Source organism: Arthrobacter phoenicis (assembly GCF_047238215.1).
Lineage (GTDB): Bacteria > Actinomycetota > Actinomycetes > Actinomycetales > Micrococcaceae > Arthrobacter.
The window spans coordinates 684,023-706,875 of sequence record NZ_JBDFMK010000001.1 but is presented as its reverse complement, the minus strand read 5'-3'; the positions used below and the strand labels follow the sequence as shown (position 1 = coordinate 706,875).

The window sequence follows — 22,853 nt, the reverse complement described above, 5'->3', positions numbered from 1 at the left end:
GCGCCTCGCTGGGGCTCCGGCAGTCGAAGCGCCGATTGGACCCGAATGACCAGAGCACCAGCCCGGCTGAGCCGGACCGTCTCAGCCCTGATTGCCGTGGCCCTCGCCGGCGCCAGTGCCGCAGCCACCCTGACGGTGGCCCCGGCTGCCGTCGCCGACAGCACGCGGGACAAGGAATACTGGCTCGCCGAATCCGGCATCACCAAGGCCTGGGAGGTCTCCAAGGGTGCCGGCGTGAAGGTGGCCGTGATCGACAGCGGCGTGGACGGCAAGCACGCCGACCTCGCCGGGGCGCTGGCCGGCGGAACGGACATCTCCGGTGCCGGGGCGCCCGACGGTCAGAAGAGCATCGGGGCCAAGCCCGAACACGGCACTCTCGTGGCCACCATGCTCGCCGGCCGCGGCCACCAGCCGGCCCCCGCCACCGACGCGCCCTCACCCAGCCCGAGCCCCACCGCCTCCGGGCCGGGACCGGACGGGATCGTCGGCGTCGCCCCCGAGGCCCAGATCCTCTCCGTCTCCACCTGGCTGGGCTCGGCCAACCCCGGCGGCAAGAGCGACCAGGATCAGATCCCGGCCGCCGTCCGCTGGGCCGTGGACAACGGTGCCCGGGTCATCAACATCTCCCTCGGCAGCACCTCCCCGGAATGGCCGCAGAGCTGGGACGCCGCGTTCCTCTACGCCGAACAAAAGGACGTCGTCATCGTCGCGGCGGCCGGCAACCGCGTGGGCGGCAACGTCCAGGTCGGCGCCCCTGCCACCATTCCCGGCGTGCTGACCGTGGCCGGCCTGGACCGGAAGGGCGCCGCCAGCATCGACTCCTCGTCCCAGGGCATCAGCATCGGCGTCGCCGCCCCGGCCGAGAACCTCATCGGCGGGCTGCCCGGTGGCGGCTACGCCGAGTGGGCCGGCACGTCCGGCGCCACCCCGATCGTCGCCGGCGTCGCCGCCCTGATCCGCTCCAAGTGGCCGGACATGACCGCCAGCCAGGTGATCAACCGGATCGTCAGCACCGCCAAGGACGCCGGCGCCCCCGGCAAGGACCCGCTCTACGGCTACGGCGTGCTCAATGCCGAGGCTGCACTGAAGGCCGACGTCCCCGAAACCACGGTCAACCCGCTCGGCACCATCTCCGACTGGATCCGCGTGCACCGGCGGGGCATCCCGGCGACCTCGGCGCCCGCCGCGGCGCCCCCGCCCTCCAGCGCCGCCGCGGCGCCCCCGCCCTCCAGCGCCGCCGCGGCCCTGCCGGAGCCCTCGGTTCCGGTGGCCCAGGCCCCGTCCCCGGCGGACACCGCCGTGCCCGCGATGGTGGTCCTGGGCTTCGGCGGATTGATCGTCTGCATCATCGCGGGGGCGGCCATCCAGCTCCGCCGGGCGGTCCGGGGGAGCGCCCCGGAGGCCGCCGCCACGGTCCCGGAGCCGGACGACGTCACAGCCCCGAATAGTTAGTGAAGGTTTTCACAAAGTGCGGTATTCTGGACCCATGGCAACCACTCCTCAGCTCCAGGACCGTCCCAGGGTACTCGTCGTCGGCGGCGGGTACGTCGGCCTGTACGTAGCCCTCAAACTGCAGAAGAAGATCGCAAACGCCGGTGGCATCGTCACCGTCGTCGACCCGCTGCCCTACATGACCTACCAGCCGTTCCTGCCTGAGGTTGCCGGCGGCAACATCGAGGCACGCCACGCGGTCGTTTCGCACCGCCGGCACCTGACCCAGACCGAGCTCATCGAGGGCCGCGTCCTCTCGATCGATCACGCCAACCGCACCGCCGTGGTCGCCCCGGCCGACGGCGGCGAGAACTTCGAGATGCCGTACTTCGACGTCGTCCTGGCCGCCGGTGCCATCACCCGCACCTTCCCGATCAAGGGCCTCGCGGACAAGGGCATCGGCCTCAAGACCATCGAGGAAGCCGTCGCTCTGCGCAACGGTGTCCTTGAGCGGATCGAGACCGGCTCCCTGATGACCGACCCGGCGGAGCGCGCCCGCGCCCTGACCTTCGTCGTCGTCGGCGGCGGCTTCGCCGGCATCGAGTGCATCACCGAGATGGAAGACCTGGCCCGCGCCGCGGTCAAGAAGAACCCGCGCGTCAAGCAGGAAGAAATCCGCTTCGTGCTGGTCGAGGCCATGGGCCGCATCATGCCCGAGGTCACCGCCCAGCAGGCCGAGTGGGTCGTCGAGCACCTGCGCAGCCGCGGTATCGAGGTGCTGCTGAACACCTCGCTGGACAACGCCGAGGGCGCCATCAAGCTGATCAACCTGCCGGACAAGACCCCCGCGCAGGAGTTCGAGTCGGACACCCTCGTCTGGACCGCCGGCGTGCAGGCCAACCCGATGGTCCGTTCCACCGACTTCCCGCTCGAGCCCCGCGGTCGCGTGCGCGTCCTCCCGGACCTGCGCATCGCCGGCGACGAAGGCATCATCGAGAACGCCTGGGCCGCCGGTGACGTTGCGGCCGTGCCCGACCTCACGGGCAAGGGCCTCCCTGACGGCACCTGCGTCCCCAACGCCCAGCACGCGCTGCGCCAGGCCAAGCGCCTCGCCAAGAACCTGTGGGCCTCCCGCTGGGGCAAGGAGCTCAAGGACTACAAGCACAAGAACCTGGGCGCCGTCGCCGGCTTCGGCGAATGGAAGGGCGTGGCCAACATCAACCTGATCGGCCGCATCGGCCTCAAGGGCCCACTGGCCTGGCTCGCCCACCGCGGCTACCACGGCCTGGCGATGCCCACGGTCGAGCGCAAGATCCGCGTGATCTCCGGCTGGTTCTGGCAGCTCTTCCTGGGCCGCGACACCACCCAGCTCATGGACCTGGACAACCCGCGCGGCGCATTCGTTGCCGCGGCCACCCCGGCCCCCAAGCCGGCCGACGCCAAGTAGTCCACCCGCAGTAACCACGACGGCGGCCGTTCCCCACGCAGGGGAGCGGCCGCCGTCGTCGTTCCCCACGCAGGGGAGCGGCCGCCGGCGTCGTTCCCCACGCAGGGGAGCGGCCGCCGTCGTCGTTGTCCCGCTGGTGGCGGACGCACTCCTGGCCCCGGGCCCTGCTCGCGTGCCTAGACTGGGGCCATGACCCCAGCCGAGAAAGACCTGCATGCCCTGCTCGCCACGATGCACCCGGCGGTCCGCGAAGGCGAGTACGTCTACGTCCGCTGGCCCGAGGGCAGGCCGCTGAGCGGCCACATCGCCGCCGCCGTCCGCGAGGCCGACGGGCTGACCGTGGTGCTGCCCCGCGCCGACGCCGACGCCCAGGACCTGACGTATGATCACGCGGCGGCCTGGATCACCGCCCAGGTCCCTTCCCTGGACGGAGCCGCCGGGCTCACCGCCGCCATCAGCGCCGCCCTGGCCGAGGCGAAGATCGGCGTCAAAGTCCTGGCCGGATTCCACCACGACCACCTGCTCGTCCCGGTCCCCGACGCCGAACGTGCCCTCGAGGTGCTCCACGAACTGTCCGCTGCCAGCCGGTCCGCCAGCGGCGGCACCCCGGCCCCGGAGCCGCGGCTGGTGCTGCGCGACGAACAGCCGGGGGACCGCCCCGCTCTGCTGGAGCTGACCCGCGCGGCGTTTGCGATTTCGCCGGTCACCGGGGAGCCGGTCGAGGGCGAACCCGAAGAGGTGGGGCTGCTGGCGGCCCTGTTCGAGTGTGGGGAGTACCTGCCGGCGTTCAGCGTCGTCGCCGAGGTCGACGGCGAGATCGTGGGCCACGTGATCAGCACCCGCGGCCGGGTGGGGGAGCTGGAGCTGCTGGGGCTCGGTCCGCTGGGCGTGACGCCGCGGCTGCAGCGCCACGGCATCGGTTCGGCCCTGATGAAGGAGACCATCAGCCGGGCCAACGCCGCGGGGGAGCGGGGCATCGCCCTCCTCGGCAGCCCGGAGTACTACGCCCGCTTCGGCTTCGTCCCCTCCACGTCCCTCGGCGTGCAGCCGCCGGACCCGGCCTGGGGCGAGCACTTCCAGCTGCTGCCGCTGGCGCTCTGGCCCGGGGGAGTGAACGGCACCTTCCGATACGCGGCGCCCTTCGACGCCGCCGGCGGCCACTGCTAGGGCGTGCCGGCACGATACGATTGTCCGGCGCCCCAGTAGCCCAATTGGCAGAGGCATCGGACTTAAAATCCGCGTGTTGTGGGTTCGAGTCCCACCTGGGGTACCCCGTCGCCGCCCCGGCCCTTCCTATGTGAAGGGCCGGGGCGGTTTTGTGTCATCCCAAGGGCCGCCGTTCGGCGGTCTGTCGCGGCTCCGCGAGGGGTCTGGGGGCGGTTTGGGGTCCTGATTCCCCCTAGGCAACGAGTGTTATAAGGATGTGACCGTAGTCACTTATTTTCGGGCTGAAATTGCACTAGCTTGAAGCTAAATCAGGAACACCTGATCTTTCGCGTCAAAGGCCGTTCGCACCTTTCGATCGAGGAGACCTCTCTATGACTTCACTCCCCCAGGCGGCGCCGCGCATTGCTAAGCTCACCGCGCTTAGCATCGGCGTCGCCCTTCTGGCTACGGCTTGTGGCGGTTCGTCCACGCCGTCGTCCAGCGGCTCCGGCTCGGCTTCGGCTTCCAGCCAGGCCGGCGGCATTTCCTGCCCGGCTCCCAGCTCCTCCGCGGCTGCCAGCAGCTCGGCCAGCGCCGCAGGCTCCGTGCCCGCTTCCTCGACCACCACGGATACCCCGTTGAAGATCGGTTCGCTGCTGCCGACCACCGGTTCGCTCGCGTTCCTCGGCCCGCCGGAAATCGCCGGCGTGAACCTCGGCATCAAGGAAATCAACGACGCCGGCGGCGTCCTGGGCAAGCCGGTCGAGGTCATCCACCGCGACTCCGGCGACACCAAGACCGACATCGCCACGCAGTCCACCACCGCCCTCCTCGGCCAGGGTGTCAGCGCCATCATCGGCGCCGCCTCCTCCGGTGTCTCCAAGACCGTGATCAACCAGATCACCGGTGCGGGCGTCATCCAGTTCTCCCCGGCCAACACCTCGCCGGACTTCACCACCTGGGACGACAAGGGCCTCTACTGGCGCACCGCTCCCTCCGACGTCCTGCAGGGCAAGGTCCTGGGCAACTACATGACCACCTGTGGTGCCCAGACCGTCGGCATGATCGTCCTCAACGACGCCTACGGCACCGGCCTGGCCAAGAACATCCAGTCCGCAGTTGAGGCCGCCGGCGGCAAGGTTGTGGCTCAGGAACTCTTCAACGAGGGTGACTCGCAGTTCAGCAGCCAGGTGGACAAGGTCCTCGCCGCCAAGCCGGACGCGATCGCACTGATCACCTTCGACCAGGCCAAGAGCATCGTCCCGCTGATCACCGGCAAGGGCGTCAAGCCCACGCAGATCTTCATGGTGGACGGCAACATGTCCGACTACAGCAAAGACTTCAAGGCAGGCACCCTCAAGGGCGCCCAGGGCACCATCCCCGGTACCTTCGCCAAGGACGACTTCAAGAAGAAGCTGCTCGGCATCGACCCGGCGCTGAAGGATTACAGCTACGCAGGCGAGTCCTACGACGCCGTGAACCTGGTCGCCCTGGCCGCCGAGGAAGCCAAGAGCACCAAGGGCACGGAGATTGCCAAGCACCTCAAGGACGTCTCCGAAGGCGGCGAGAAGTGCAACAGCTTCGCCACCTGCGTCACCCTGCTCCGCAACGGCAAGGACATCGACTACGACGGCCAGTCCGGCCCCGTAACGTTCTCCGACGCCGGTGACCCGACGGAAGCCTACATCGGCATCTACGAGTACCAGGATGACAACAGCTACAAGCCCGTCAAGGAAGAGTTCGGCAAGCTCTAAGCCCCGCCTCTGACCGACACACAGGAAACCCCCGTCCATCTGGGCGGGGGACACACAGGAAACCCCCGTCCATCTGGGCGGGGGTTTCCTGCGTCTGCGGGGCGGGCGCTGCCGCGGCGGTTCCGGGTCTGCGCGGCGGTTTCGGACAGGCGCACCCCGGGTCCGCGATGCGTCGGTCCGGTTCCGGCGCGGAACCTCGACGCCGGGCGGACGCAGGTGCGCGGAGAAACGGAAAGCTGAGGCGACGGGGGCAGGCGCTTGCGAAAGCGCCGTTGTTGCGCTGGGCCCACGGCGGCAAGGTTCCGTGCCCGAGCTTGCGAGGGGAGGGGCCGCCGGGGAGGAACGAGCGCAGGCGCCGAGCGAGCGGCTGCGGAGGCGCCCGCACGGCACACGTGGACCGCACACGCGCCCGGGCATGCAGAAGGGCCGCCACCGGTGCGGTGACGACCCTTCGGACGGGGCTGAGCCTGGAACTACTCGACGGTGTCGGCGAGGGTACCCAGGTAGAGCTGGATGACCTTGGGATCCTTCATCAGCTCCCGGCCGGTCCCGGTGTACGCGTCCTTGCCCTGGTCCAGGACGTAGCCGCGGTCGCAGATCTGCAGGCAGCGGCGGGCGTTCTGCTCGACCATGATCACGGAGACGCCGGCCCGGTTGATCTCGTGCACCCGCAGGAAGGTCTCGTCCTGCTTGACGGGGGAGAGGCCGGCCGAGGGCTCGTCGAGCAGCAGCACCGCCGGGTCCATCATCAGGGCCCGGCCCATGGCGACCATCTGGCGCTCGCCGCCGGAGAGGGAACCGGCGCGCTGGGCCCGCCGCTTCGCCAGCTCCGGGAAGAGGTCCGCCACGAACTCGAACCGCTTGGCGAAGTCCTTGGGCCGCTGGAACATGCCCATCTGCAGGTTCTCTTCGATGGTCAGGGCCGCGAAGACGTTGTTGGTCTGCGGGACGAAACCGACGCCCTTGGTGACCAGCTTGTTCGCCTTCAGCCCGGTGATGTCCTGGCCTCGGACCACCACGGAGCCGGAGTGGACCTTGACCAGGCCGAACATGGCCTTGAGCAGGGTCGACTTGCCGGCGCCGTTGGGCCCGATGATGCCGATCAGTTCACCCTTGCGGGCCTCGATGCTGCACCCGTTGAGGATGTTGACGCCCGGGATGTAACCGGCCACCAGGTTGGTGACCTTGACGACCGAGTCGCCGTCGAATCCGCTCTGCGCGGCCGGGGCGGGGCTCGTGGCGCTCATTCTGCGTCCTTCACTGTGCTGGGCGGCTGTTCGCCATGGTTCGGCTCCTCGGCGCTCCGCCGCCCGTGCGCCGCACCCGTAGCGGGTGCGGTGCCGGCGTCGGCGGTTTCCGTCGCGATCACATCGGAGGAGATGATGCCGGCGTTCTCGGTGCCGACGATCGATTCGTCGTCGGCCTCGAGCTCGGCGGCGAGTTCCTTGATGCCCTCGGAGTCGCCGAGGTCGACGTCGTGGTGGGCGCCCAGGTAGGCGTCGATCACGGCCGGGTTCTTCATCACCTCGGCGGGCGGGCCCTCGGCGACGATCTTGCCCTCGGCCATGACCACCACCCAGTCGGCGATGTGGCGGACCATGTGCATGTCGTGCTCGACGAACAACACGGTCATGCCCTCGGCCTTGAGGTTCTTGATGTGGTCCAGCAGCGACTGCGTCAGCGCCGGGTTCACGCCTGCCATCGGCTCGTCGAGCATGACCAGCTTGGGCCGGACCATGAGGGAGCGGGCCATCTCCAGGAGCTTGCGCTGGCCGCCGGAGAGGGACGCTGCGTAGTCGTCCTTCTTGGCGTCGAGCTTGAACTTCTGCAGCAGCACCTCGGCCTGCTCGGTGATGCGCTTCTCCTCGCCGCCCCAGATGCCCTTGAACAGCGCCTTGTAGAGCTTCTCGCCGGACTGGTTGGAGGCGCCGAGGCGCATGTTCTCCATGACGGTGAGCTTGCCCATGACCTTGGTCAGCTGGAAGGTGCGGACCATGCCCATCCGCGCCACCTTGTAGGAGGAGACGCCGGCCAGGCTGTTGCCCTCGAACTGCCACTTGCCGGTGTTCGGGGTATCGAAACCGGTCAGGAGGTTGAAGAGGGTGGTCTTGCCGGCGCCGTTGGGGCCGATCAGGGCGGTGATCTTGTGCCGCGGGATTTCCAGGTATTCGACGTCGACGGCGTTGATGCCGCCGAAGCTGCGGGTGACGTTCTCCGCCACCACGATCGGGTCCCGCTTCTTGCAGCCGGGAGCTATCTCCCCGGCCGCGATCGGACGGGAGTCCGTCATGTAGTCGATGGTCTCGGCGTCGGCCGTGGTGCCGGCGCCGGCCTTGGGTTCTTCGCTGTGCATGCTCATGCGAACGCCAGCTCCTTCTTATTGCCAAAGACGCCCTGCGGCCTGAAGATCATCAGCAGCATCAGGGCGATGCCTACCAGGATGTAGCGCAGCTGACCGGCCTGGACCGTGTTCAGCCAGGTGACGGCGCCGGACTCGATCAGTCCGTAGAGCACGCCCTGGGTCAGGGACAGCACCACCCAGAAGATCATGGCGCCGACGACCGGTCCCAGCACGGTGCCGAGGCCGCCGAGCAGCAGGCAGGTGTACAGGAAGAACGTCAGCTCGGTGCCGTAGTTGGCCGGCTGCACCGCACCGCGGGGGAGGGTGAAGACCATGCCGGCGAGGGCGCCGAGGACGCCACCGATGACCAGGGCCTGCATCTTGTAGGCGTAGACGTTCTTGCCGAGGGAGCGGACGGCGTTCTCGTCCTCACGGATGCCCTTGAGGACGCGGCCCCACGGGCTGCGCATCAGCAGCCAGACGAGGACGCAGCACACGATCACGAGGGCCCAGCCGGCGACCCGGATGAAGAAGTCGCGGTTGTTCATGCCGAAGTAGGAACCTTCGGGGAACGGGTTCATGGCGTAGAAGTCGCCCTCGAAGGCGGCCAGGCCGTTCGCCGAACCGGTGACCGAGGTCAGCTGGTTGGTGGTGACGATGTAGCGGACGATTTCCGCGGCCGCGATCGTGACGATGGCCAGGTAGTCGGCCCGCAGCCGCAGGGTGGGAATGCCGAGCAGCAAGGCGAAGATCGCCGAGCAGACGACGGCGATCAGCAGGCCCACGAAGAACGGCACGTGGAAGCTCAGGGTGGAGATGGCGAAGCCGTAGGCCCCCACCGCCATGAAACCGGCCTGGCCGAAGTTCAGCAGGCCCGAGTAGCCGAAGTGCACCGCCAGGCCGAGCGCGGCGAGTGCGTACGCCGCCGTCGTCGGGCTGAAGATTTCTCCGGCAGCGCTGGAAAGAATGAATCCGAAGTCCATGTTTGTCTCCTAACCCACGCGCTCGCGGCGGCCCAGGATGCCCTGGGGCCGGAACAAGAGGACAACGATCATGATGAAGAGGGCTCCCACGTACTTGAGGTCGGCGGCGAGGCCGAACACGGTGGTGAGCTCCACGAAGATACCGACGATGATGGAGCCGAAGAGTGCGCCCCATACGGTGCCGAGGCCGCCCAGGGTGACGCCGGCGAAGATGAGCAGCAGGATCTGGGATCCCATGTCGAACGTGACGCCCGGCCGGTAGTAGGCCCAGAGGATGCCGCCGAGGGAGGCCAGCATGCCGCCGGTGACCCAGACGATGCGGATCACGGAGTCGACGTCGATGCCGGAGGCCGCGGCGAGGGCGGGGTTGTCGGCCACCGCGCGGGTGGCCTTGCCCAGGCGGGTCTTCAGCAGCACGACGCCGAGGACGGCGATGACGATCACGCTGATCAGCAGGGACCAGAGGTTGTTCGGCGAGATGGAGATCGGGCCGATCTGGATCTCGGCGCTCTGCGCGAACGGCAGCTGCTGGGTGGCGCCGCCGAAGTAGAACTGGATGACGTACCGGACCGCCAGGGCCAGGCCGATGCTGACGATCATCATCGGAACCAGGCCGGTCCCGCGGCGCCGCAGTGGCTTCCAGAGCCCGGCGTCCTGGACGTATCCGAAGAGGCCGCCGCCGAGGAGGGCCAGGATGATCGCGAGCCAGAACGGCAGGTTCATGGCGTTGAACGCGAAGACCAGAACGGCCCCGAGGGTGACCATCTCGCCGTGGGCGAAGTTGGTCAGGCCGGTGGTGCCGAAGATCAGCGACAGGCCAACGGACGCCAGGGCCAGCAGCAGGCCGAAGCTCAGGCCGGCGACGAGGCGGTTGATCAGGTTCTGGCCGAAGTCCTGCTGCTGGACCACGATGCCCTTACCGAAGGCGAAGACCACGGAGAGGTTGGAAGTCTGGCTGAAGGTCACCTTGCGGGGGTTTTCCTGGCCCTCGGCGAGCTTGACGCCCTCCGGCAGGGTCTTGGTGTCCAGCTCGACTTCGTAGGTGCCCTGGGTGGGGACGCCGATGTTCCAGGATCCGTTGGCGGCCGACTTGGTGGTGCCGGTGAAGTTCTCGCCCTTGGCGGTGATGGTCACGCCGGCCAGCGGCGCCCTGTCGTCACCGCGGAGGAAGCCGCTGATGCTGTTCTGGAAGTTGGTGCTCGACGGGGATGGTGTCGGCGATGGGGCCGTGGCCTGCGATGCCGGCGCGACGATGAGCAGAAGGGCTGCGACGGCGGCGAAGACCGCGCCTACACCTGTCATGATTCTGCCGCGGCGCCGCGGGGGCAGGCCTCGTGTTGTGCTTCTCAAAGGTGAAAACCTCCACGTGGGGATGGTCTGGGTTGCGCCATTGCAACCGCTGCGAACGTTCGGGGGACGGGTGGAGCCGGTGGTGCGATGCGATGGAGCTGTTGGTGAAGCTGGTTGTGATGTCCGTCACCCCGTTGCGCTCATGTTACCGCCCCCGGGGGGCGCTAATTGCCGCTCCGAGCAGGTATTACGTCGCGATCACATAACAACCGTGAAGCTGGACGCAGGTATCCAATTAGTTCAGCTAATGAAAACTTTTGTTGATCTCCATGCGTCCTAAACAATCCCCGTATGGGACGTGCGGGGGAGGTCACGGTTGGGTTGCGACGCCCGACGGCGGGAACTAACCCTGCCCGCGGGCCGTGGGAATTGGTAGCGTGGAAACTACCGAGCTCCACCGCAGTTCATCACTCAACCCCCTTATTTGGAGGACACCAGCAATGGCACTTGGCGGAAATCCGATCTTCAACGGAAAGAACTTCCGTGGAGCCACCCAGGCACCGCCGGCCCCGCAGGCGTACGGCCAGGGTTATGGCCAGAACTACGGCCAGGCACCCTATGGCCAGAACTACGGACAGCCCCAGTACGGCCAGAACCAGTTTGGTCAGCCCCAGTACGGCCAGCAGGCCGGCTGGAACGCGGGCCAGCAGGCCATGAGCAGCGAGCAGCTGCAGGACCTGTACAACCGTCCGGCCGCCGGGCCTGCCGACGCGGGCCGGATGACGTTCGACGACGTCATCATGAAGACCGCCGCCTGCCTCGCCGCCGTGATCGCCGGCGCCGCCGTGACGCTGGTCGTCGCGCAGGGCCTCGCCTCGATGCTGATGCTGGTCGGTGCGCTGGGCGGATTCGTCCTGGCGCTGGTCAACACCTTCAAGAAGCAGCCCTCCCCGGCGCTGATCCTGGCGTACGCCGCCCTTGAGGGCCTGTTCCTCGGGGGCCTGACCCGGATCCTCGACGGCATGTTCCCCGGCGTCGGCTTGCAGGCCGTCATCGGCACCCTCTCCGTCTTCGCCGTGACCCTGGTGCTGTTCAAGAGCGGCAAGGTCCGCGCCACGCCCAGGGCCATGCGCTTCTTCATGATCGCGCTGATCGGCTACGCCGTCTTCGCGCTGATCAACATGGTGATGATGTGGACCGGTGCCGTGCAGTCCCCGTTCGGTCTGCGTACCTCCTTCGAGATCTTCGGCATCCCGCTGGGTGTCTTCATCGGCCTGCTGGCCATCGGCCTGGCCGCGTTCTCGCTGATCATGGACTTCACCAGCATCGAGGCCGGCGTCCGCGCCGGTGCCCCGCAGCGCTTCTCCTGGACCGCAGCCTTCGGCCTGACCGTCACCCTGGTGTGGCTGTACGTGGAAATCATCCGCCTGCTGGCCATCCTGCGCGGCGACGACTGACACGACGCCGGCGTCGGGCGACACGGTCGCCAGCCGTCGAAGTAGTTGGAAACGGGTCCCGCCTCACGGCGGGGCCCGTTTCGTTTATCGGGGGCTTTATCGCAGCACCTGAAAGGCGCGCTAGGAGGGGAGCCAGCAGGTTGGGTACGGTGGTGCTCATGGAACCGACCGCCTCCGCCCCCGCCGACACCTCCGCAGCCGCCGACTCCGAGGCCCGCCGCTATGCCACCGGCCGGCAGTATGAACTGCGGCGCGGCGACGCGCTCGCCGTCATCACCGAACTCGCCGGCGGCGTGCGGCTCTATAGCCGCGCGGGCGTGGCACTGACCGAGACCTACGCCGACGACGAGATTGCCCCGGGCGCCGCCGGCATCATGCTCGCCCCGTGGGCCAACCGGATCGAGGACGGGATCTGGTACCTCGACGGCAAGAAACTCCAGCTGGACATCACCGAGGTCAGCTACAACAACGCCAGCCACGGCCTGCTCCGGAATGCCGGCTACGCCCTGGTGGACGAGGATGAATTCTCCGTCACGCTCGAGGCCGCGGTCTTCCCGCAGCACGGCTACCCGTTCCTGCTCCGGCACCGGGTCCGGTACTCCCTCGGCGAGGACCTGGGACTGACCGTCCGGCAGACCCTCATCAACGACGGCCGGGACTCAGCCCCCTTCGTGCTGGGCGCGCACCCCTACCTGCGGATCGGCGACGTTCCCACCGAGGACCTCACGGTCACCGTCTCCGGCGGCACCCGCCTGGTCACCGACGAACGCCAGATCCCGCACGGCACCGAGCCCGTGGCCGGAGACTACGACCTTCGCTCCGGGCGCCGCGCCGGAGACCTGGACCTGGACAGCGCCTACACGGACCTTGAGTTCGACGGCGGCGAGGCCGACAGCACGCTGCACGCCCCCGACGGGCGCAGCGTCACCCTCTGGCAGGACGAGCACTGCCGCTACGTCCACGTTTTCGTCACCGACCGGCTGCCCGGGCTGAACCGGGCCGTGGCCCTCGAACCGATGACCGGCCCGGCAAACGCGTTCAACAGCGGCGACGGGCTGCGCTGGCTCGCCGCCGGCGAGGAGTTCTCCATGACCTGGGGGATCCGCGCCACGCTGGGCGGCTAGCGTTTCCTTTCCTAGGCAAGCTAGGGAATTATGGGGTAATGACGCCAGCTGATGACGCCCGCCCCACCCTCCCGACCGAGACCACCGGTCCCGACGACCGCCCCGGAAGCACCCTCCCGGGCTACGCAGATCCCGCACTGTCCGCCGCGCCGGCGGGAGTGCCGGCAACGACGGGAACTCCGGGGGAGGGGACCGCCCCGGCCGGAACCGGGCCGCGCGCCCGCACCGACCGCGAACTGGACGAGGACATCCCCTACGGCATCCGGATCGCCGCGTCCTGGGCCTGGCGGGTGGGCCTGATCCTGCTGGTCTCCGGCGCGCTGATCTGGCTGCTGAGCAAGATCAGCTTCCTCATCATCCCGATCATGGTCGCCGCCCTCCTCGCCGGGCTGCTCAGCCCGGTCACCCGCTGGCTCCGGCGGCGCAAGGTCCCCAACGGCCTCGCCGTCGCCATCACCCTGCTGGGTTTCATCGGCGTGATCGCCGGCGCCCTGGCCCTGGTGGGCCGCCAGCTGACCGCCGGCTTCGGCGAACTCTGGGGCCAGGCGCTCACCGGCGTCCAGCAGGTCCAGACCTGGCTCTCCGAGGGCCCGCTGCACCTGACCGCCGCGCAGATCGACACCTACATCGAGGAAGCCACCGCCGCGCTGCAGAAGAACAGCAGCAGCATCGTCAGCGGGGCTCTGACCTTCGGCAGCACCGCCGGCCACTTCGCCGCAGGGCTGCTCATCGCCCTCTTCGTCACCATCTTCTTCCTGCTCGAAGGCGAGCGGATCTGGCGGTTCCTGGTCCGGCTGATGCCGCGGAAGGCCCGCCCGGCGGTCAACGGCGCCGGCCGGCGCGGCTGGACCTCGATGGTCAGCTACACCCGGATCCAGATGTTCGTCGCCTTCGTCGACGCCCTCGGGATCGGCGTCGGCGCCGCGATCATCGGGGTGCCGCTCGCGCTGCCGCTGGGCGTCCTGGTCTTCATCGGCTCCTTCATCCCGGTGGTCGGCGCGCTGGTCACCGGTGCCATCGCCGTGCTGCTGGCCCTGGTGGCCAACGGCCTGGTCAACGCGCTGATCATGATCGGTATCGTGCTGCTGGTCCAGCAGCTCGAAGGCCACATCCTGCAGCCGCTGGTGATGGGCAAGGCCGTCTCGCTGCACCCGGTGGCCGTCATCCTCTCCGTCGCCGCCGGTTCCTACCTCGCCGGCATCCCCGGCGCGCTGTTCTCCGTCCCGATCCTCGCCGTAGCAAACTCGGCCGTTCGGTACATCGCGGCCAGAACGTGGGAACATGATGGAGAGCTGGCAGCCGCCAACCATCCGGGCCTTTCCGCCCCGGCCGGCGCCGGCACCACCCCGGGCGACGGGCAGGAAAGCCACCCTCGCGCCGACGCAGGAACCCTAAAAGGAGACTAGTTCGTGAATACCCTAGAGACCCTTCCCGTCACATTGGACGATGTCCTGGAGGCGCAGAAGCTGCTCGATGGGATTATTACCCGGACCCCGGTGGAGTCCTCCCGGGCCCTCGGCGGCCTGGTGGGCGGCGAGGTCTACTTCAAGTGCGAGAACCTGCAGCGGGCCGGCTCGTTCAAGGTCCGCGGCGCCTACGTCCGGATGGCCAAGCTCTCCGCGGCCGAGAAGCAGCGGGGCGTCGTGGCGGCCTCGGCCGGCAACCACGCCCAGGGCGTCGCCGTCGCCGCGAAGGCCCTCGGCATCAAGGCCCGGATCTACATGCCGCTGGGCGTTGCGCTGCCAAAGCTCGCTGCGACCCGCAGCCACGGCGCGGAGGTGGTGCTCCACGGCCACAACGTCGATGAGGCACTCGCCGAGGCCAAGCGCTACGCCGACGAGTCGGGCGCCGTGTTCGTGCACCCGTTCGACGACGTCGACGTCGTGGCCGGGCAGGGCACCGTGGGCCTGGAGATCCTCGAACAGATCCCGCACGTGGACACCATCCTGATGGGAGTCGGCGGCGGCGGGCTGCTCGCCGGCGTGGCCGTCGCCGTCAAGGCCCGCGCCAAGGAACTGGGCCGCACCATCCGCATCATCGGCGTGCAGGCCGAGAACGCCGCGGCCTACCCGCCCTCCCTCGCCGCGGACGCCCTGGTGCCGCTGAAGCGGGTCTCCACCATGGCGGACGGCATCGCCGTCGGCCGCCCCGGCCAGCTGCCCTTCAGCATCATCCGGGAGCTGGTGGACGACGTCGTCACCGTCAGCGAGGACGCCCTCGCCCGGGCCCTGATCTTCCTGCTGGAACGGGCCAAGATGGTCGTCGAACCGGCCGGGGCCGTGGGCGTCGCCGCGCTGATGGAAGGCAAGATCGAGAACCCCGGCACCACCGCCGTCGTGCTTTCCGGCGGCAACATCGACCCGATGCTCATGCTCAAGGTCATCCAGCGCGGCCTCTCCGCCGCCGGCCGGTACATGACCGTGCGGATGATGCTGGACGACCGGCCCGGTTCGCTGGCCACCATCGCCCGGATCATCGCCGAGAACGACGCGAACGTCACCGGCCTGGACCACACCCGGGTGGGCGGATCGATCAGCATGGGCGACGTCTCCATCACGGTCAACCTGGAAACCAAGGGCCACGAGCACGGCGAGCAGGTCCTGGCCGCGCTCCGGGCCGAGGGGTTCCAGCCGATCGTAGTGCACTAGGCAGCCGCCGTGCTGCAAGCACCCGAGGGGGAGCGGCGCCGGGACGCCACCGCTGCCCGCGCCCGGCAGGGATTGGCGGTGGTGGGGTCCTTCGTGGCGCTCCTCTACGCGGTGGAGTTCGTCAACACCCTGATGCTGCATTCACTGAACCGGGTGTTCGGGCTCCGGCCGCGCACGCCCGAGGGCCTGGTGGACATCCTCACCTTCCCGCTGCTGCACGCCAGCCTGGCCCACCTGTTCTCCAACACCCTGCCGCTGATCATCTTCGGCTTTCTGGTGTTCCTCTCAGGGTTGCGGGTCTTCCTCACCGCGCTGGCCGCCAGTTGGCTTGGCTCCGGGCTGACGGTGTGGCTGATCGGCGGCTACAACATCACGGTGGGCGCGTCCGGGCTGGTGTTCGGGCTGTTCGCCTTCCTGCTGGTGCGCGGCTTCCTGAACCGGCACTGGGGGCAGATTTTGCTCTCCGTGGTGCTGTTCCTGGCCTACGGCGGCATCCTCTTTGGGGTGCTCCCCACGGTGGCCGGCTACGTCTCCTGGCAGGCGCACCTCGGGGGCGCCGCCGGCGGGGTGGTGGCGGCGCTGCTGCTGCGCCGGCGCGCCACGTCGACACCCTGAACGCCTGCGCCTTAAACGCCAACGCCTTAAACGCCGACGCCGGCCCGTCCCCGGGAGGGGAGGGCCGGCGTCGTCCGTTGCTGGCTAGCCGATGTAGGGCTTCGCGGAGATGATCTCCACGGTGATGTCCTTGCCGTTCGGGGCGGTGTAGCTGAGCTTGTCGCCCTCCTTGTGGCCGACGATGGCCGAGCCCAGCGGGGACTTCTCGCTGAAGACATCCAGGTCCGAGTCGCCGGCGATCTCGCGGGAGCCCAGCAGGAAGGTTTCCTCGTCGCCGGCGATCTTCGCGACGACGATCATGCCCGGTTCGACGATTCCGTCGTCGGCGGGAGCCTCGCCCACATGGGCGTCGCGCAGCAGGACGGTCAGCTGGCGGATGCGGGCCTCGATCTTGCCCTGCTCCTCCTTGGCGGCGTGGTATCCACCGTTCTCCTTGAGGTCGCCCTCCTGGCGGGCGGCTTCGATCTTCTGAACGATGTCCGCCCGGCCGGCGCCGGAGAGGTGGTCCAGCTCTGCCTTCAGGCGGTCAAAAGCTTCCTGGGTAAGCCAAGCTGCAGTTGCGCTGTTGGTGGTCGACACGGACTTCTCCTTTGGTGGATAAACAAGCTGGTCAAACAAAACGGGTCAAACGAACTGGTCAAACAAGCAAAGACCCCGCCACGGTGGCCACTTATGGAACTCAGCAACCAGCTCAGCGGGGTTAAGGTATTGATCCATTGTAGTCAATGCTGTGGATAAACCAAAGAACCCGAGCGGCGCAGGTCACACCGTGTTACGCGTTGCGTCACACGCGTGGGTCGGGCGTTACTTGCTGGCGGAGGGCAGCCAGCAGTTGTCGACGACGGCGGAGACCGCCTGCGATTCGGTCCGCAGCGTCACCCGCTGGGCGGTGGTGTGGCCGCCGTCGGTCCCGGCCGAGGCATCGTTCGGGCCGATGGTGACGACCTTCCAGCCGACCACCGCGAACTTCGAATCGAGGGCCTTCACGGCGCAGGCGGCGGTGCTGTCCGGGTTCTTCGTGACCTGGAAGTCCAGCTGGGCGAGGGTGGCGTCCGGGGTGCTGTAGCCGATGTCCTTGAAGCTAACGGACCCGGTGGCGGCGGAGGTGGCCACCCAGGCGAGGAAGGCCACCGCGACGGCCAGGGCCGCGATCAGGAGGTTGCGCCTGCGCTTGCGTCCGTCGGTGGTGCCGGCGGTGCTCCCGGCCCTGCCGAAGCTGCCGCCAAGGGCGCGCTTTTGACCGCCGTAGCGATTGGCTAGGCTGGTGGGTGCCGGTGCGGGTGCTGCAGGCTGCTCCTCGGAAGTCACCAGTCCAGTTTAGTGTGGATCGGTCAGCCCGAAATCACCCGGCTCGAACCACCCAGAGAAGAAAGAGGAGCCGTCCGACGATGACAGCGTCCCCCAGCCCGTCCGCCCCGCTTCGGCTCCTCGCCGTCCACGCCCACCCCGACGACGAATCCAGCAAGGGCGCCGCGACCATGGCCATGTACGCCGCCGCCGGCGTCGACGTCCTGGTGGCCACCTGCACCGACGGCTCCCGCGGCGACATCCAGAACCCCCAGATGGAGTCCGCGCCGCACCCCAAGCGGGACATGGCCGGCGCCCGCCGGCTGGAGATGGCCAACGCGGCCAAGGTGCTGGGCATCCGGCAGCACTGGCTGGGCTTCGTGGACTCCGGCCTGCCCGAGGGCGACCCGTTGCCGCCGCTGCCCGCCGGGTCCTTCGCTACGCTGCCGCTGGAACGCGCCGCCGCGCCGCTGGTCCGCCTGGTCCGATCCTTCAAGCCGCACGTGATCCTCAGCTACGACGAGAACGGCGGTTACCCGCACCCGGACCACATCATGGCCCACCGCGTCGCCGTCGAGGCCTTCGAAGCCGCAGGCGACCCGGACCGCTACCCGGGTACCGGGGAGGCGTGGACCCCCAGCAAGCTCTACTACGACCGCGCCTTCAGCCCGGAACGGTTCAAAGCCCTGCACTACGCCCTGGAGGAGGCCGGCCTGCAGTCGCCCTACGCCGAGCGGATCGCCGCCTGGCTCGAGGCCGACGCCGAGGGCCACACCCCGCCGGCGCCCACCCACGAAACCACCACCCAGATCAACTGCGGGGACTACTTCGAAGCCCGCGACAACGCCCTGCGCGCGCACCGGACGCAGATCGACCCGGAAGGCTTCTTCTTCGCCGTCTCCCCGGCGATGCAGCGGCAGACCTGGCCGTGGGAGGACTACTCGCTGATCACCTCCCGCGTGCCCGCAGAACTGCCGGAAACGGACTTCTTCGCCGGGCTAAGATAGACCCAGCAGAGACTTCTATGCCGCGTAGAAAAGCGGCGGCGGAGACCTGACCCCCAGTTCCTCACAGAAGGTTTACCCGTGCACTCCTTGTTCATTGCCCTGGCCACCGCCCCGGCGCCTTCCCCGACGCCGTCATTGCGCCCCGGGCTCGACCAGGACCAGGTCAGCCCGGGCCTGCTGGGATTCGTGCTCACCGCCTTCATCGTCATCCTCAGTGCCCTGCTGATCGTGGACATGGTGCGCCGGATCCGGCGGGTCCGCTACCGGGCCCAGGTGGAGGAAGAGCGCGCCGCGGCCGAGGGCGGAGCCGACGCGGAAGCTGGCACCGAGCCCGGCTTCGAGCCCGGAACCGGCTCCGCAGCCGGAAGTCACGACGGCGGCAGGGACGGGGCCGGACCGGCCCGCCCGGAGGCCAACGGTGACGCGGGACCCGGAAGCCGCTGACACCCCCTCGGCGGGGGAGCCACCGGTAATGGGCAACGCCCTGGCCGGCGAGCCCTCCGCCTACCTGCGCCAGCACGCGGGCAACCCGGTGCACTGGCAACCCTTCGGCGACGCGGCCTTCGCCGCCGCCGCGGACCGGGACGTCCCGGTGTTCCTCTCCATCGGCTACGCGGCCTGCCACTGGTGCCACGTCATGGCCGGGGAGTCGTTCGGGGACCCGGAGACCGCCCGGTACCTGAACGAGCACTTCGTCTCCGTCAAGGTGGACCGGGAGGAACGCCCCGACGTCGACGGCGCCTACATGGCCGCCACCCAGGCGCTCACCGGCGAGGGCGGCTGGCCGATGTCCGTGTTCCTGCTCCCCGACGGCCGGGCCTTCCACGCCGGAACCTACTTCCCGCCCCGGCCCATGCCGGGCCGGCCCTCCTTCCGGCAGGTTCTGGAAGCGGTCCACGAGGCCTGGGCGGAGCGCCGGGAGGCCGTAGAAGCCAACGCCTCGGCACTGGCCCGCGGGTTAGCCGGCCTGCATGCCCGCTCGGCCGTGCGCCTGCAGCCCTCCGGCGCCGCCGGCAGTGACGCGACCGGCGTCGGGCCGGGCACCCCGGACCCAGCGGTGCTTGCCGACGCCGTCCGCGCGCTGGCGGCGGCCGAGGACGCCGGGGGCGGCTTCGGCGCCGCCCCCAAATTCCCGCCGTCGGCCGTCCTGGAATTCCTCATCAGGCACGCCGCGGTCTCGTCCGCGACCGCAGGCACCGCCCGCGGGATCGCCGGGCGCACCCTGGCTGCGATGGCCCGCTCCGCGCTTTATGACCAGCTCGAGGGCGGCTTCGCCCGGTATTCGGTCACCCGCGACTGGTCCCTTCCGCACTTCGAGAAGATGCTCTACGACAACGCCCTGCTGCTGCGCGCCTGCGCGCACTGGGGCCGGCTGGGCGGCTCGGCGGAGTACCCGGCCGCGGAGGCCGCCGAGACCGCGGCCGGGACCGCGGACTGGATGCTGGCGGCCCTGGGCCTGACCGGCCACGACGGCGGAGTGGCGGCCCTCGCCTCATCCCTGGATGCCGACACGGTAGTGGACGGCGTCCACCACGAGGGCGGAACCTACCTCTGGACCGCGGCGGAACTCGCCGATGTCCTGGGCCGGGAGGACGGCGCCGCCGTCGCCCGGCTCATGCACGTCGGCCCGTCCGAGGCTCCGCTGCACCCCGGCGGGGCCGCCGGTGCCGGCCTCACCGGGGAGGACCGCCGGCTCTGGCAGCGGGCGCGCCCGGCGCTGCGTGCGGCACGTTCGGCGCGGCCGCAACCGGACCGGGACGAGAAGGTGGTGGCCGGCTGGAACGGCCTGGCCCTCGGCGCCCTGGCCGACGCCGCCGCCGTGCTGGACGGAGCAGACCTGAACCGGCCAGACCCCCTGGCGGCCGCCGAAAGGATCGCGGAGTACCTGGAACGGGTGCACTGGACGCCGGGGACGGACGGGGAGCCGGGGCTGCTGGTCCGGGTCTCGCACGCCGGGCGGGCCCGCGGCATCGGCGGGCTGCTGGAGGACTACGCCTTCTGCAGCGAGGGCCTCTTCGCACTCTACGCCGCCACCGGACGGACCCGCTGGTACACCCTGGCCGAGGGGATCCTCCTGGCCGCCTGCGCCCGCTTCGCCGCCGGGGGCACCCTGCGTGACGCCGCCGGGGAATCCGTCCAGGTGGGCAACGCCCAGGGCGGCGGCGCCGGGGCGGACCCGTTCGACGACGCCACCCCCAGCGGCGCGGCGGCCTTCGCCGGTGCGCTGCTCAGCTATGCCGCCCTTACCGGTTCCACCGGGCACCGCAGCCTCGCCGAACAAATCCTGGCCCTCCTGCCCCCGCTGGCCCGGCAGGCGCCGCGGGCCGCCGGCGGGCTGCTCGCCGCCGCCCAGGCCGCCGTCGCCGGGCCCGTGGAAGCCGCGGTGGCCGGTCCGCCGTCGGCCGCCCGCTCCGCACTGCACCGCGAACTGCTCCGCTCACCCAGCCCGGGACTGGTCATCGCCGTCCAGGACGCCGAGCCGGGCCCTGACACCCCGCCGGGCCCGGTCCCGCTGCTGCACGGCCGGGCGACCGCAGGGGACCCGGTCGTCTACCTCTGCCGCTCCATGGTCTGCCATGCCCCGGCGGTGTCCGTCGCCCAGCTGCGGGACCAACTGGCTAGCATGGCGGAATGACACCAGCCCCCGCTCAGCCAGGTCCGTTCGATCTCGTCGTGTTCGACTGCGACGGCGTCGTGGTGGACTCCGAGGTAATCTCCGTCCACGTCGACCAGCGGGTCCTGGCGGACCTCGGCTGGGAACTGGAGCGGGAGGAAATCGTCGCCCGCTTCGTCGGCAAGAGCGAGGCAAACTTCGTCTCCACCGTCGAGAACCACCTCGGCATCGAACTGGCCGAGGGCTGGGACAGCGCCTACCAGCACTGGTACCGCGAGGCCTTCGAACGGGACCTCTCCGCGGTGGACGGTATCGAGGAGGCGCTCGACCGGCTGGAGCTGCCGCACTGTGTGGCCTCCAGCGGCAGCCACGAGAAGATGCAACGCACCCTCGGCCAGACCGGGCTGCTGCCGCGCTTCGCCGGGCGCATCTTCAGCGCCACCGAGGTCCGCAACGGCAAGCCGGCCCCGGATCTGTTCCTGCACGCGGCGAGGACCCTTGGGGTCGACCCGGCCCGTTGCGCGGTGGTCGAGGACAGCGCCTACGGGGTGCAGGCAGCCCGGGCCGCCGGCATGCACGCCTTCGCCTACGCCGGGGGAGTGACCCCCGGGGAACGGCTGGCCGGCCCCGGAACCACCCTGTTCGAGGACATGCGCCTGCTGCCGGACCTGATCGCCGCCGGCCGCCCCTGACCGGGGTTTGTCCCCGGGGCCTCGCTGCAGGTCCGGACGCGGGGCTTTTGGTTTCCGCGCGGAATTTCCCCAGCTACGACGGCGGTGCCCGGCGCGCCCGGGCCGCGAACCCGCCGTCGTGCTCCGAAGGAGGGGAGAACCGGCGGCACGCCAGGGGGAACCGACTCAGCCCAGGACGGCCATCGCGATGGCGATGTAGTGGGCCGCGAAGGCGAAGACCGTAAAGGCGTGGAACAGCTCGTGGAAGCCGAAGTGGCTGTAGCTGAAGTTGGGCTTCTTTAGGGCGTAGAACACCGCGCCGGCGATGTAGAGGGCCCCGCCCACGCAGATCAGGACGGCGGCGGGGGTGCTGGCGGCGAAGAAGTCGGGCAGGTAGAACAGGGCCGCGCAGCCCAGGGCAATGTAGATCGGCACGTAGAGCCAGCGCGGTGCGTGCGTCCAGAGCAGCCGGAACAGCACGCCCAGCACCGCCCCGGTCCAGATCAGCCAGAGCAGGAACACCGCTTTGGGCCGGTCCAGGAGGGCCCAGGCCAGCGGGGTGTAGCTGCCGGCAATGACGAGCATGATGTTGGTGTGGTCGAGACGCTTCAGGACGATCTTCACGCCCGGGGACCAGTTGCCGCGGTGGTAGACAGCGCTCACGCCGAACAGCAGCACCCCGGTGAAGGCGTAGACAGCGGAGGCGATCTTCAGCTCGGCCGTGGGGGCCAGCAGCACCAGGACCAGCCCGGCGGCAAAGGCCAGCGGGGCGGTGACCGTGTGGATCCAGCCGCGCCACTTGGGCTTGATCATCAGCAGCTCGGCGATCCGGACGGCCGCCTCGTCGACGGCGCCGCCCTTGCCCCGTGGGGCGCCTGCTTCGGGTTCCGTCCCCGCGGCACGGTCGCCGTGCGGGGACAGGCTCGGTCCGGGTTCCGCTGAGTTGCGTTCCATGCGCCAATAATATTCGACGCGCGGATAAGTTACCGACGGGTAGCAAGCGGGAGGGGTAAATCGCCCGGCCCGGGTGCGCGGCCC

General features: G+C 69.5%; 20 protein-coding genes and 1 tRNA gene. 14 read left to right on the top strand and 7 right to left on the bottom strand.

The features are described 5' to 3' along the window. Positions 1 to 45: 45 nt before the first annotated feature. The 5 genes from ABC337_RS03140 to ABC337_RS03120 all read left to right on the top strand — a co-directional run bounded on the left by ABC337_RS03140 (position 46) and on the right by ABC337_RS03120 (position 5,778). Positions 46 to 1,452: a S8 family serine peptidase gene (locus tag ABC337_RS03140; protein ID WP_412882408.1), complete on the top strand. Its 1,407-nt coding sequence runs from the start codon at positions 46 to 48 to the stop codon at positions 1,450 to 1,452. Between the two features lie 34 nt (positions 1,453 to 1,486). After that, positions 1,487 to 2,878: an NAD(P)/FAD-dependent oxidoreductase gene (locus tag ABC337_RS03135; protein ID WP_412882409.1), complete on the top strand. Its 1,392-nt coding sequence runs from the start codon at positions 1,487 to 1,489 to the stop codon at positions 2,876 to 2,878. Between the two features lie 189 nt (positions 2,879 to 3,067). Beyond that, positions 3,068 to 4,045: a GNAT family N-acetyltransferase gene (locus ABC337_RS03130; protein ID WP_412882410.1), complete on the top strand. Its 978-nt coding sequence runs from the start codon at positions 3,068 to 3,070 to the stop codon at positions 4,043 to 4,045. Between the two features lie 29 nt (positions 4,046 to 4,074). Further along, positions 4,075 to 4,148: transfer RNA gene (locus ABC337_RS03125), tRNA-Leu, on the top strand. A gap of 268 nt (positions 4,149 to 4,416) precedes the next feature. After that, positions 4,417 to 5,778 (top strand): ABC transporter substrate-binding protein, encoded by a 1,362-nt coding sequence (locus ABC337_RS03120; protein WP_412882411.1) that lies wholly within the window; start codon positions 4,417 to 4,419, stop codon positions 5,776 to 5,778. A gap of 473 nt (positions 5,779 to 6,251) precedes the next feature. Here the strand turns inward: ABC337_RS03120 and ABC337_RS03115 are convergent, their stop codons facing one another. The 4 genes from ABC337_RS03115 to ABC337_RS03100 are packed head-to-tail and all read right to left on the bottom strand — an operon-like array spanning position 6,252 to position 10,404. Continuing rightward, the gene (locus tag ABC337_RS03115; RefSeq protein ID WP_290258566.1) at positions 6,252 to 7,025 is read right to left on the bottom strand and encodes an ABC transporter ATP-binding protein; all 774 of its coding nucleotides are present in this window, start codon (positions 7,023 to 7,025) and stop codon (positions 6,252 to 6,254) included. Further along, entirely contained in the window at positions 7,022 to 8,137 is a 1,116-nt protein-coding gene (locus tag ABC337_RS03110; protein ID WP_412882412.1) for an ABC transporter ATP-binding protein, read from the bottom strand. The genes ABC337_RS03115 and ABC337_RS03110 overlap by 4 nt, the downstream gene beginning before the upstream one ends. Further along, a complete protein-coding gene (locus ABC337_RS03105; RefSeq protein ID WP_290258564.1) occupies positions 8,134 to 9,102 on the bottom strand; it encodes a branched-chain amino acid ABC transporter permease in 969 nt (322 codons plus the stop codon). Before ABC337_RS03105 ends, ABC337_RS03110 begins: the two co-directional genes overlap by 4 nt. A gap of 9 nt (positions 9,103 to 9,111) precedes the next feature. Next, positions 9,112 to 10,404 carry a branched-chain amino acid ABC transporter permease gene (locus tag ABC337_RS03100; protein ID WP_412882413.1) on the bottom strand — a complete coding sequence of 431 codons (1,293 nt, stop codon included), beginning with the start codon at positions 10,402 to 10,404 and terminating at the stop codon, positions 9,112 to 9,114. 488 nt (positions 10,405 to 10,892) lie between these two features. On the opposite strand from ABC337_RS03100, the gene ABC337_RS03095 reads away from it, so the two are divergent. From ABC337_RS03095 to ABC337_RS03075, 5 genes are all read left to right on the top strand, one after another. After that, the gene (locus ABC337_RS03095) at positions 10,893 to 11,849 is read left to right on the top strand and encodes a Bax inhibitor-1/YccA family membrane protein (protein ID WP_412882414.1); all 957 of its coding nucleotides are present in this window, start codon (positions 10,893 to 10,895) and stop codon (positions 11,847 to 11,849) included. A gap of 158 nt (positions 11,850 to 12,007) precedes the next feature. After that, the gene (locus ABC337_RS03090; RefSeq protein ID WP_412882415.1) at positions 12,008 to 12,973 is read left to right on the top strand and encodes an aldose 1-epimerase family protein; all 966 of its coding nucleotides are present in this window, start codon (positions 12,008 to 12,010) and stop codon (positions 12,971 to 12,973) included. A 38-nt stretch (positions 12,974 to 13,011) separates the two neighbouring features. Beyond that, complete coding sequence (locus ABC337_RS03085) at positions 13,012 to 14,379, top strand: AI-2E family transporter (protein WP_412882416.1); 1,368 nt, start codon at positions 13,012 to 13,014, stop codon at positions 14,377 to 14,379. A 3-nt stretch (positions 14,380 to 14,382) separates the two neighbouring features. Further along, complete coding sequence (gene ilvA / locus ABC337_RS03080) at positions 14,383 to 15,621, top strand: threonine ammonia-lyase (RefSeq protein WP_290258559.1); 1,239 nt, start codon at positions 14,383 to 14,385, stop codon at positions 15,619 to 15,621. A gap of 9 nt (positions 15,622 to 15,630) precedes the next feature. Then, positions 15,631 to 16,236 carry a rhomboid family intramembrane serine protease gene (locus tag ABC337_RS03075; protein ID WP_412882417.1) on the top strand — a complete coding sequence of 202 codons (606 nt, stop codon included), beginning with the start codon at positions 15,631 to 15,633 and terminating at the stop codon, positions 16,234 to 16,236. Between the two features lie 84 nt (positions 16,237 to 16,320). On the opposite strand, the gene greA is transcribed toward ABC337_RS03075, so the two are convergent. After that, positions 16,321 to 16,815, bottom strand: a complete 495-nt coding sequence (gene greA, locus ABC337_RS03070; protein WP_412882418.1) for a transcription elongation factor GreA — start codon at positions 16,813 to 16,815, stop codon at positions 16,321 to 16,323. Positions 16,816 to 17,040: 225 nt separating this feature from the next. Further along, the gene (locus tag ABC337_RS03065) at positions 17,041 to 17,544 is read right to left on the bottom strand and encodes a DUF4307 domain-containing protein (protein WP_412882419.1); all 504 of its coding nucleotides are present in this window, start codon (positions 17,542 to 17,544) and stop codon (positions 17,041 to 17,043) included. Between the two features lie 80 nt (positions 17,545 to 17,624). Between ABC337_RS03065 and mca the strand changes: the two genes are divergently transcribed. The 4 genes from mca to ABC337_RS03045 all read left to right on the top strand — a co-directional run bounded on the left by mca (position 17,625) and on the right by ABC337_RS03045 (position 21,836). Next, the gene (gene mca / locus ABC337_RS03060; protein WP_412882420.1) at positions 17,625 to 18,530 is read left to right on the top strand and encodes a mycothiol conjugate amidase Mca; all 906 of its coding nucleotides are present in this window, start codon (positions 17,625 to 17,627) and stop codon (positions 18,528 to 18,530) included. A 78-nt stretch (positions 18,531 to 18,608) separates the two neighbouring features. Next, entirely contained in the window at positions 18,609 to 18,974 is a 366-nt protein-coding gene (locus tag ABC337_RS03055; RefSeq protein ID WP_412882421.1) for a hypothetical protein, read from the top strand. A gap of 28 nt (positions 18,975 to 19,002) precedes the next feature. Next, positions 19,003 to 21,165 (top strand): thioredoxin domain-containing protein, encoded by a 2,163-nt coding sequence (locus ABC337_RS03050; protein WP_412882422.1) that lies wholly within the window; start codon positions 19,003 to 19,005, stop codon positions 21,163 to 21,165. Then, on the top strand, positions 21,162 to 21,836 hold the full coding sequence (locus tag ABC337_RS03045) for an HAD family hydrolase (protein WP_412882423.1): 675 nt from the start codon (positions 21,162 to 21,164) through the stop codon (positions 21,834 to 21,836). Before ABC337_RS03050 ends, ABC337_RS03045 begins: the two co-directional genes overlap by 4 nt. 165 nt (positions 21,837 to 22,001) lie before the next feature. Here the strand turns inward: ABC337_RS03045 and trhA are convergent, their stop codons facing one another. Beyond that, positions 22,002 to 22,643 (bottom strand): PAQR family membrane homeostasis protein TrhA, encoded by a 642-nt coding sequence (gene trhA / locus ABC337_RS03040; RefSeq protein WP_412883229.1) that lies wholly within the window; start codon positions 22,641 to 22,643, stop codon positions 22,002 to 22,004. Between the last annotated feature and the right edge of the window lie 210 nt (positions 22,644 to 22,853).

What these genes read in the sequence shown, in the direction of transcription:
- ABC337_RS03140 (WP_412882408.1), top strand. Translation starts at nt 46, where the DNA reads ATGACCAGAGCACCAGCCCGGCTGAGCCGGACCGTCTCAGCCCTGATT.
- ABC337_RS03100 (WP_412882413.1), bottom strand. Translation starts at nt 10,404, where the DNA reads ATGACAGGTGTAGGCGCGGTCTTCGCCGCCGTCGCAGCCCTTCTGCTC.
- ABC337_RS03085 (WP_412882416.1), top strand. Translation starts at nt 13,012, where the DNA reads ATGACGCCAGCTGATGACGCCCGCCCCACCCTCCCGACCGAGACCACC.
- ABC337_RS03115 (WP_290258566.1), bottom strand. Translation starts at nt 7,025, where the DNA reads ATGAGCGCCACGAGCCCCGCCCCGGCCGCGCAGAGCGGATTCGACGGC.
- ABC337_RS03135 (WP_412882409.1), top strand. Translation starts at nt 1,487, where the DNA reads ATGGCAACCACTCCTCAGCTCCAGGACCGTCCCAGGGTACTCGTCGTC.
- ABC337_RS03090 (WP_412882415.1), top strand. Translation starts at nt 12,008, where the DNA reads ATGGAACCGACCGCCTCCGCCCCCGCCGACACCTCCGCAGCCGCCGAC.
- ABC337_RS03105 (WP_290258564.1), bottom strand. Translation starts at nt 9,102, where the DNA reads ATGGACTTCGGATTCATTCTTTCCAGCGCTGCCGGAGAAATCTTCAGC.
- ABC337_RS03095 (WP_412882414.1), top strand. Translation starts at nt 10,893, where the DNA reads ATGGCACTTGGCGGAAATCCGATCTTCAACGGAAAGAACTTCCGTGGA.
- ABC337_RS03050 (WP_412882422.1), top strand. Translation starts at nt 19,003, where the DNA reads ATGGGCAACGCCCTGGCCGGCGAGCCCTCCGCCTACCTGCGCCAGCAC.
- mca (WP_412882420.1), top strand. Translation starts at nt 17,625, where the DNA reads ATGACAGCGTCCCCCAGCCCGTCCGCCCCGCTTCGGCTCCTCGCCGTC.
- ABC337_RS03110 (WP_412882412.1), bottom strand. Translation starts at nt 8,137, where the DNA reads ATGAGCATGCACAGCGAAGAACCCAAGGCCGGCGCCGGCACCACGGCC.
- ABC337_RS03130 (WP_412882410.1), top strand. Translation starts at nt 3,068, where the DNA reads ATGACCCCAGCCGAGAAAGACCTGCATGCCCTGCTCGCCACGATGCAC.
- ABC337_RS03045 (WP_412882423.1), top strand. Translation starts at nt 21,162, where the DNA reads ATGACACCAGCCCCCGCTCAGCCAGGTCCGTTCGATCTCGTCGTGTTC.
- ABC337_RS03120 (WP_412882411.1), top strand. Translation starts at nt 4,417, where the DNA reads ATGACTTCACTCCCCCAGGCGGCGCCGCGCATTGCTAAGCTCACCGCG.